The sequence below is a fragment of the Sphingobacterium sp. UBA1897 genome (assembly GCF_002337775.1).
Lineage (GTDB): Bacteria > Bacteroidota > Bacteroidia > Sphingobacteriales > Sphingobacteriaceae > Sphingobacterium > Sphingobacterium siyangense.
Genome location: NZ_DDGR01000021.1, coordinates 68,301 through 76,648 on the forward strand (window position 1 = coordinate 68,301; position 8,348 = coordinate 76,648).

Below are 8,348 nucleotides of genomic sequence, written 5' to 3' on the forward strand. Positions count from 1 at the left end.
AATTTAGTTATTCCGAAAGCAGTTTCAATACTTGAAACTAATCATCTAAAATTAAAAAATATGACAACCTATAATATTCCAAAACATCTCACAGGTCTTTCGGAAGAAGAGCTAAAAATTTCCCAAAATAAATTTGGTTATAACCACTCAGACAGTATAAAAAAGAATACCTGGTACAATATGTTATTGGCTATTCTCAAAGAACCGATGTTGCTTTTACTCATTGCAGTGGCTGTCATCTATGTGATTGTGGGCAATTATTCCGAAGCGGCTTTTATGTTGGGAGCAATCATAGCTGTTTCAGGTATCTCATTCTATCAGGACAATCGCAGCAAAAAGGCACTGGAAGCGCTGCAAAAACTGAACGAACCACTCAGCACGGTTATCCGAAATTCAAAAGTAATACAAATTGCTACCCACGAAATTGCCGTGGGCGATTTATGCATTACTGAGGAAGGAAAAATGATTAATGCCGATGGTGAAATAGTGCACAGCAATGATTTTTCCGTAAATGAAGCCTCTCTTACAGGAGAAAGTTTTTCTGTGTTTAAAAATCAGGATACCGAAGACAGAAAAATATATAGCGGTACTTTGACAGTTTCAGGACTGGCGGTTTTTAAAGTAGAAAAAATCGGTTCAGAAACCAAGCTGGGAAAAATCGGAAAATCCATTCAGGAGATTAAAGAAGAGCGTTCACCACTGCAAATCCAGATTACCAAATTTGTAAAATGGATGGCAGTTATTGGAATAGTGGTTTTTCTGATGGTTTGGGCATACAGTTTCTGGCAATCACGGAATATTATAGAAAGTCTATTGGTCGGGCTGACTTTGGCAATGTCCATTTTACCGGAAGAAATTCCCGTGGCTTTCACTACGTTTATGGCATTGGGAGCGTGGAAACTAATGCGTGAAGGTATAATAATCAAGCGTAGCAGCGTGGTAGAAACACTGGGAAGCACTACTGTAATTTGTACAGATAAAACCGGAACAATTACTGAAAACTCCATGCGACTGAAAGCCCTTTTCGATTACAAATCCAATCAGGTTTTTGACGAAGAACGTTTCAATGCACCCGAACTTTCCGAACTCATTGAGTTTGCGATGTGGAGCAGTGAACCCGTTCCGTTTGATCCGATGGAAAAAACACTTCATGAGATTTATGAGCAAGCTCAACCGAATGACCGACGGAAAGATTTTCAAATGGTGCACGAATATCCGTTGGACGGTAAGCCTCCGATGATGACGCATCTTTTTGAAAACCATTCTGGCGAAAGAATAGTGGCAGCCAAAGGTGCTCCCGAAGCCATTCTTGCTGTTTCCAATCTTTCGGAATACGAAAAAGACAAACTGCGTCAGCATATCAGTGATTTTGGCAAACAAGGTTACCGGATATTAGGCGTTGCCAAATGTTATTTTAAGGGAAACAATTTTCCCGAAAAACAGCAGGATTTCAATTTTGATTTTTTAGGATTTACTGTGTTTTACGACCCTCCTAAAAAAAATATCCAGCAAGTATTCAAGAAAATTTACGATGCCGGAATTAAAGTAAAAGTGATTACAGGCGACAATGCCGACACCACAAATGCCATTGCCCGACAAGCGGGTATTGTCAACCATACTCCGGCTGTTAATGGTGCTGAAATCATTCATCATTCCGAAGTAGAATTAATAGAGCTTTCAAAGACAACAACCTTATTTACAAGGATGTTTCCCGAAGCAAAGCTGGCAATAGTAAACGCTTTGAAGCAAAACGGAGAAGTGGTGGCTATGTTGGGTGATGGTGTGAACGATGCCCCTGCACTGAAAGCCGCTCATATTGGTGTCGCTATGGGAAACAAAGGAACAGAAATAGCCAAAGCAGCAGCCTCACTGGTGATTACCAACGATGATTTAGACAAACTCATTACAGGAATTGCTGCAGGGCGCCGGATTTACGCCAATATCAAAAAAGCTATTCAGTATATTATCTCTATTCATATTCCGATTATTCTCACCGTTTCACTGCCTTTGTTTTTAGGTTGGATTTACCCGCATATTTTTACGCCGGTACATGTTATTTTTCTGGAGCTCATTATGGGGCCAACCTGTTCCATTGTCTATGAAAACGAACCGATAGAGAAAAATGCAATGTTACAAAAGCCACGTAAAATGACAGAAACCTTTCTGAACCGGAAAGAATTAAGCATCAGCATTATTCAAGGCTTGATAATTACAGCAGGTGTATTATTCGTTTATCAATTTGCCGTTCAAAAGGGAAGTAACGAAGAAACTACAAGAGCAATGGTTTTTACTACCTTAATTTTTTCCAATATATTTTTGAGTCTAGCGAACCGCTCTCTCACTTATAGTATATTCGACAGCTTCAAATACAAAAACCGTTTATTTCCGGTTATCATCGGAGCAACGTTGGCATTACTTTTTGCCATATTGTATATACCCCGTTTTGCTGATTTCTTTAATGTAACCGGGTTGAACATCCCGGAATTAGGAATGTCGTATTTAATTTCGGCGGCTTCGGTTCTGTGGTTTGAGATGTATAAATGGATAAAAAGAAGATAATAAAGCAATGATTTTGCAATGCGAGATTACTTTTAAAACCTCCACAAAGGAAAATATGCCGTGAATATCGTAATTGGTGAATTGACAAATAAAAAAGGAATCGTATCCAAGATGATTGATGGAGAATAAAATAATTTAAACTAAACAATATAAATAACTACAAAAATGGAATTGGAAAAACATTATGTAAACAGAGTGGGTTGGCTAAGGGCGGCTGTTTTAGGCGCTAATGACGGATTGCTTTCCACCACAAGTATTGTAATCGGCGTTGCCGCCGCAGAGCCCAACCGACATGCTATAATTTTGGCAGCTTTGGCAGGAACCATCGCAGGCGCTATGTCGATGGCCGCAGGAGAATATGTTTCTGTAAGCTCACAGTCGGATACAGAAAAGTCGGACATCAACAGGGAGAAGATGGAGTTAGAAAAAATGCCTGAAATTGAACTCCACGAATTAGCAAAAATTTATGAAAAAAGAGGGGTAAGCAAAGAAACCGCAATGCTCGTCGCGAAAGAACTAACAGATCACGACGCTTTAGAAGCACATGCAAAAGATGAATTGGGAATAAATGAAATTACGATAGCAAAGCCTTTTCAGGCCTCCATAGCATCTTTTTTCTCCTTTCTTTCAGGTGCTGCATTGCCAATGATTCTCGCAATTTTTGCTCCAGAAAAAGATATGGTGTATTACCAATATGCTTTTTCAATTGTTTTTCTGATGATTTTGGGGGCTTTAGCGGCTAAAACCGGAGGATCCAACATTGGGGTAGCCGTCATGAGAATCTGCTTCTGGGGAACTATTGCAATGGCCGTAACTGCTATTGTAGGGCATGTATTTGGTGTAAATGTTTCCTGAGAAAGATGAATAACAAAATCAAATGAATATTCAATTTTAATATGAATGACAACTGAATATCGATGCAAATGTACTTAGAAAGAATAAAGAAGTATGTAGTCCGCCTATTTGAATTGCGGACTACACCGGATCTGTGCTACCATAATCTGGAACATACACAGACCGTTGTTAAAAACGCAACCGAAATGGCAGATTTTTATCATTTAAACGATAAGGAAAGATTTGTTTTGTTCGCAGCGGCATGGTTTCATGATACCGGTCAATTATTGGGGCCAATGGATGGTCATGAAAAAAGAGGGGCATATATTATGGAACAATTTCTACATAGCCAGAAAATTGATCCCAGTACTATTGCTGAAATAAGCAAAGCAATTATGGCAACAGTGTTAAACGCTGAACCTGAAGGTTTGATCGAAGAGATTTTAAGGGACGCTGATGTATATCATTTAGGAACCCATGATTTTCGACAAATAGATAAACTTGTATGGAAAGAAACAGAGCAACGTACCAAGAAAAAAATAGCTGATAAATTACAAAAATCATTGGTCTTTCTCAATAAGCACCAATTTTATACCACTTATTGCAAGGACAGGCTCTTAGCCGGAAAGAATGCGAATGTGGCTTATCTCAAAAGTTTGATAAAGGCTTCTTAAGAATGCAAATAATTTTATTATTGAATATTTATGATTTAATACAAGGGAAACACTTTAACGAATAACCATTTTAAACTAGCTTTTAAATGAAAGATTATTGTAAAAATATAATAAGAGAATTAGATGATGAAATTAATGAGTTATCTGTCGAATTGAATGACTCTTTAGCGATATACGAAAAGGCTATTGGCTTAACTATAGAAAAAATAGCTGATTTAAAACAATTTGTAGTAAAAATTGGGTTTAAAGACATTAATGAAGAAATCCACTTTTTCAAAAATCTGAAACCTACCATTGTTTCAAAACTAATTTACTATAATGCCATTTATAAAATTGAAACTAAGAAGCCTAATGACGCAAAGGCTATTCGGAAATACTTTAGAGAAGAATTGAAAAAATTGAAAAGGTATTTTGACAACAATCTCGAATTTTATAAATACTACCGAACGAACAATTCCTTTGTCGATGAAAAGCTGTTTGTTCTAGGAAAACATGATATAAAATTAAGTTTGGACACTGTTTATTTTGAAACAGACCATAGATTTTCCACTTCCCACGATTATAAAGCTGCAAAGATTATTGCCAATGACCTGATACAACTCTATCTTGAAGATCAGCTAAATAATACTAATTATAATTGTAATCATAAAAAATCCAATAACCCACCTTTAAACTGGACAGGCAACAAAACCGCTTTAACCGAATTGATTTACGCCTTATATTCACAAGGGGTATTTAGAAATGCAGACATCAAAGTCATCGCCAAAACATTTGAAAGTACATTCAATATCAGTTTGGGTGACTTTTATCATACATTTATGGAACTTAAATCCAGAAAAATAAACCGGACGAAGTTTCTTGACAGCCTATGCGCTGCGCAACTCCCTGTGAAAAAGAAAGGGATTACCTTAAACAATATGCGTAGCCTTTTTTTCACTGATAAATAAATGTCTCCAGCTTTTGGGGGTAAGTCCATCATCTGATAAGACTCGTCTATCAAGTGATCTGCTTTTGCTGAAATATTGCGTTCTTGACGCTCGATTTCAGAAAGTATAGTACTCAATGAGAAATTCATATCCTATAAATTTTATAAGCGGAAAATTCCGCAAATACAAAATTTATACTTTAAAATGAATAAAAAGCCCAAGCTATGCCCAACTTGGGTAAGATTTTTCTATCCAAAGTGTAATAAAAGAAAGACATTAGACCCGGGCATACTCAATCAGGCTGTTTTGTATGGAGGGTTAATTCACTGTGCTGCAATCCCCATTCAATCATAGATTCAAGGACTGTTTTGAACGATTCACCCGATTGGGTCAGTTCATACTCCACCGTAATCGTAGTAGAAAAAGATACCGCAGATATTATCTCTTATCAAAAAAACAGGGCAGATAATGTGAAGCTGGAAATCGAAACTAATTAGAGGCGGGTGAGGCAGAATAGTGCAGGGATTATTGAAAGTGAAATGGAACGCATTAAGAATGACCCAGATTTACAGCGTTTGGTACTACAGGAAAAGTAGCCAGTCACGGACTTGCTTTCACCAGGGGCATTTTTTACCCTGCAAAATAAATATTCAATTGTTTTATTGAATATAAGGAGTGGTTTTTATACCTTTATGGAAACAGAAAATAAATATGCGATATTTCATTTTTTTATTTGCCGCTATGCTGCTATTCAGCACTGGAATATCTGCACAGAAAAAACAGGAGTTTTATGAAATAAAAGTTTATCATTTTAACACCATAGAACAGGAAAATATTATTGATAAATATTATGAAAAAGCCTTTATTCCTGCCGCTCACAAATTGGGAATAAAAAGTATTGGTGTGTTTAAACCGATTGCAAATGATACGGCAACAAAAAAATACATATATGTAATTCTTCCTTTAGCTTCTGCAGAGCAAATGATTAGCATACCTTCCCAACTTGAAAGAAACGCTGACTACATGAAAGCAGGAGATGAATATATCAATGCCCCGTATACGACCCCACCGTATACACGATTTGAATCTATTTTTTTAAAAGCATTCAAAACAGCACCGCTGATGCAATTGCCTAAGCTTAGCTTACCGAAAGCAGAACACGTGTATGAGTTAAGAAGTTACGAAGGACATACTGAAAAGATTTATCGTAATAAGGTGCACATGTTTAATGAAGGGGGTGAGGTGCCTCTTTTTAAAAGATTAAACTTCAATGCAGTTTTTTATGCGGAGGTAATTACAGGCAGCCATATGCCCAACCTTATGTATATGACAAGTTTTGAAAACATGAAAGATCGAGATGCCCATTGGAAAACTTTCGGAGACGATAATGAATGGAAAACTTTGTCTGCAAAACCCGAATATCAAAAAAATGTTTCCAAGGCAGACATCATACTGATGAAGGCTACTGCTTATTCAGACTATTAAACCTTTCAGCTAAAACCCTACTTCCCTTATAATGTCCGTCTTCAAAGAAAAGTTCACCGGTATTGTGTTAAATTCTAAAGGAGGCATACTGGCATGAGATTAAAGTTAAAGAACAAAATAACACACAAAATAATGAAATGAGTAATTTCGATAACTATTTCGACAACCATTATATCCATAAAACTAATTGGCTTAGAGCGGCAGTCCTTGGTGCAAATAATGTTATATTATCAGTGGCCAGCATTGCTATTGGTGTAGCTATGGCCATTGACTTTTGCTACGTGTCATTAGTGGTCATTGTAACAAAGACAAAGTAACCCTAAAAAATATCATGACAAGTTAAAAATAAAGCGACTAACAAACAATGGAAAAAGCATTAAAACCAGAAGATATTACAGACTTATTTTTGGAATACATAAACACAGGAAATATTGATGGACTAATATCAATATATGAAGATGACGCTGTTTTAATTACAGACAGAAATCACTCATTTGCTAAAGGTAAAGTAGAAATAGGAGATTTTTACATTTCATTATTGGTTGATAAACCTATATTTGAAAAAGGTCAACAGCGACCAGCAATTATCAATGGAAATTTAGCGTTGACTTCATCCAGACTTTTAAATGGATTTGTGACTGCCGAAGTTGCGCGACAACAAAATGACGGAACTTGGAAATGGAGTATTGACCAGCCAATTATTGCTATTGAGAAAGATGAAAAATAGAACAACGAACCGCTAACAGGGTATTTGCAATAGTGCGGCTTGACATTAAATGCTCGACTTTGGTAATTCTATTTAACTTTAGGACAAAACTCGGCTGACGGTTCGCTATTTCCGCACCATCCCAAATTCTAATTTTAAAATATGACAGATTCAAATAATAAAGAGATTAACTATACATCATTAGATATTGCTATTAAAAGAAGTAATGACTTAGAAAAGGATTTACATCTTAATCCTCAAAACATAGAGTTTTAACTGGAGATAGACCTACTGGGAATTTGCACATTGGACATTATTTTGATTCATTACAAAATAGAGTTCGTTTGCAAGATTTGGGTGTGGAAACCTATATTTTAATTGCAGATTATCAAGTATTAACTGATAGAGATATTTTTCAGGATATTTCTAAATTCGTTACAGAACTTACTTTAGATTATTTGGCTTGTGGATTAGACCCTTTAAAAAATAAGACACATATTTTTTCCCCCTAGTCACATACCGGAACTTAATCAACTAACGATACCATTTTTATCATTGGTTTCAAATGCAGAACTTAATAGAAATCCCACTACAAAGGAAGAAATTACAGCTTCGGGTCAAAGTGTTATCAATGCCGGAATGTATACATATCCCGTTCATCAGGCGGCTGATATTTTATTTTGTAAAAGTGATGTTGTTCCTGTCGGGAAAGACCAACTCCCTCATATTGAAATGGCAAGAACAATAACAAAAAGGTTTAATACGAAATTTAAAACAAATGTTTTTAAAGAACCGATTGGTTTATTAAGTGAAACTCCTGTGATTTTAGGAATAGATGGTTCTCAAAAAATGAGTAAGAGCAGGAATATTCCATCCCATTTTTTTTGTACTTTTGTAATTGATTTACAAGGAAATTCGAAGAATTTGAATGCGATGAGCACCATTACTAAATCGTTACCGACAACGATAGATCGCCTCGTAAGCTGTTATTTATAAGCTACTTTAGCTTTTTCTAACGTTTTTTTAAAAAAATAGTAAGCAAAATACTATCTTATATTCCACTTGCGTCCTAAACGTTTAAAAAATGGCGGTGTTTTGATATAGCGAGATCGCTATATTTAAATCACAAAATTATAACACACCCCATGATAAATTTAAATGTTT

Annotated in this window: 10 protein-coding genes; 9 read left to right on the top strand and 1 reads right to left on the bottom strand. The window is 36.0% G+C overall.

The window, feature by feature from the left end; translation table 11 throughout:
* Positions 1-60: 60 nt before the first annotated feature.
* The 4 genes from B4N43_RS12600 to B4N43_RS12615 all read left to right on the top strand — a co-directional run bounded on the left by B4N43_RS12600 (position 61) and on the right by B4N43_RS12615 (position 5,014).
* Positions 61-2,559 (top strand): cation-translocating P-type ATPase, encoded by a 2,499-nt coding sequence (locus B4N43_RS12600; RefSeq protein WP_115046018.1) that lies wholly within the window; start codon positions 61-63, stop codon positions 2,557-2,559.
* A 165-nt stretch (positions 2,560-2,724) separates the two neighbouring features.
* A complete protein-coding gene (locus tag B4N43_RS12605) occupies positions 2,725-3,414 on the top strand; it encodes a VIT1/CCC1 transporter family protein (protein WP_115046016.1) in 690 nt (229 codons plus the stop codon).
* Positions 3,415-3,482: 68 nt separating this feature from the next.
* The gene (locus B4N43_RS12610) at positions 3,483-4,067 is read left to right on the top strand and encodes an HD domain-containing protein (RefSeq protein WP_236590823.1); all 585 of its coding nucleotides are present in this window, start codon (positions 3,483-3,485) and stop codon (positions 4,065-4,067) included.
* An 86-nt stretch (positions 4,068-4,153) separates the two neighbouring features.
* Positions 4,154-5,014 (top strand): RteC domain-containing protein, encoded by an 861-nt coding sequence (locus B4N43_RS12615; RefSeq protein ID WP_021188773.1) that lies wholly within the window; start codon positions 4,154-4,156, stop codon positions 5,012-5,014.
* 271 nt (positions 5,015-5,285) lie between these two features.
* Here B4N43_RS12615 and B4N43_RS25510 read toward each other — a convergent pair whose 3' ends face one another.
* The gene (locus B4N43_RS25510) at positions 5,286-5,399 is read right to left on the bottom strand and encodes a winged helix-turn-helix transcriptional regulator (protein ID WP_201649433.1); all 114 of its coding nucleotides are present in this window, start codon (positions 5,397-5,399) and stop codon (positions 5,286-5,288) included.
* A 305-nt stretch (positions 5,400-5,704) separates the two neighbouring features.
* On the opposite strand from B4N43_RS25510, the gene B4N43_RS12620 reads away from it, so the two are divergent.
* The 5 genes from B4N43_RS12620 (at position 5,705) to B4N43_RS12640 (ending at position 8,180) form a co-directional block, all read left to right on the top strand.
* Positions 5,705-6,478 carry an NIPSNAP family protein gene (locus B4N43_RS12620; protein WP_115046010.1) on the top strand — a complete coding sequence of 258 codons (774 nt, stop codon included), beginning with the start codon at positions 5,705-5,707 and terminating at the stop codon, positions 6,476-6,478.
* 137 nt (positions 6,479-6,615) lie between these two features.
* Positions 6,616-6,795 (top strand): hypothetical protein, encoded by a 180-nt coding sequence (locus B4N43_RS12625; protein ID WP_084825473.1) that lies wholly within the window; start codon positions 6,616-6,618, stop codon positions 6,793-6,795.
* Between the two features lie 47 nt (positions 6,796-6,842).
* Positions 6,843-7,205 (top strand): hypothetical protein, encoded by a 363-nt coding sequence (locus tag B4N43_RS12630; protein WP_021188776.1) that lies wholly within the window; start codon positions 6,843-6,845, stop codon positions 7,203-7,205.
* 278 nt (positions 7,206-7,483) lie between these two features.
* Positions 7,484-7,696, top strand: a complete 213-nt coding sequence (locus B4N43_RS12635; RefSeq protein WP_052764441.1) for a hypothetical protein — start codon at positions 7,484-7,486, stop codon at positions 7,694-7,696.
* Between the two features lie 4 nt (positions 7,697-7,700).
* A complete protein-coding gene (locus B4N43_RS12640; RefSeq protein WP_262511808.1) occupies positions 7,701-8,180 on the top strand; it encodes a hypothetical protein in 480 nt (159 codons plus the stop codon).
* The last annotated feature ends 168 nt before the right edge of the window (positions 8,181-8,348 follow it).

What these genes read in the sequence shown, in the direction of transcription:
- B4N43_RS12605 (WP_115046016.1), top strand. Translation starts at nt 2,725, where the DNA reads ATGGAATTGGAAAAACATTATGTAAACAGAGTGGGTTGGCTAAGGGCG.
- B4N43_RS12625 (WP_084825473.1), top strand. Translation starts at nt 6,616, where the DNA reads ATGAGTAATTTCGATAACTATTTCGACAACCATTATATCCATAAAACT.
- B4N43_RS12630 (WP_021188776.1), top strand. Translation starts at nt 6,843, where the DNA reads ATGGAAAAAGCATTAAAACCAGAAGATATTACAGACTTATTTTTGGAA.
- B4N43_RS12610 (WP_236590823.1), top strand. Translation starts at nt 3,483, where the DNA reads ATGTACTTAGAAAGAATAAAGAAGTATGTAGTCCGCCTATTTGAATTG.
- B4N43_RS12600 (WP_115046018.1), top strand. Translation starts at nt 61, where the DNA reads ATGACAACCTATAATATTCCAAAACATCTCACAGGTCTTTCGGAAGAA.
- B4N43_RS12620 (WP_115046010.1), top strand. Translation starts at nt 5,705, where the DNA reads ATGCGATATTTCATTTTTTTATTTGCCGCTATGCTGCTATTCAGCACT.
- B4N43_RS12615 (WP_021188773.1), top strand. Translation starts at nt 4,154, where the DNA reads ATGAAAGATTATTGTAAAAATATAATAAGAGAATTAGATGATGAAATT.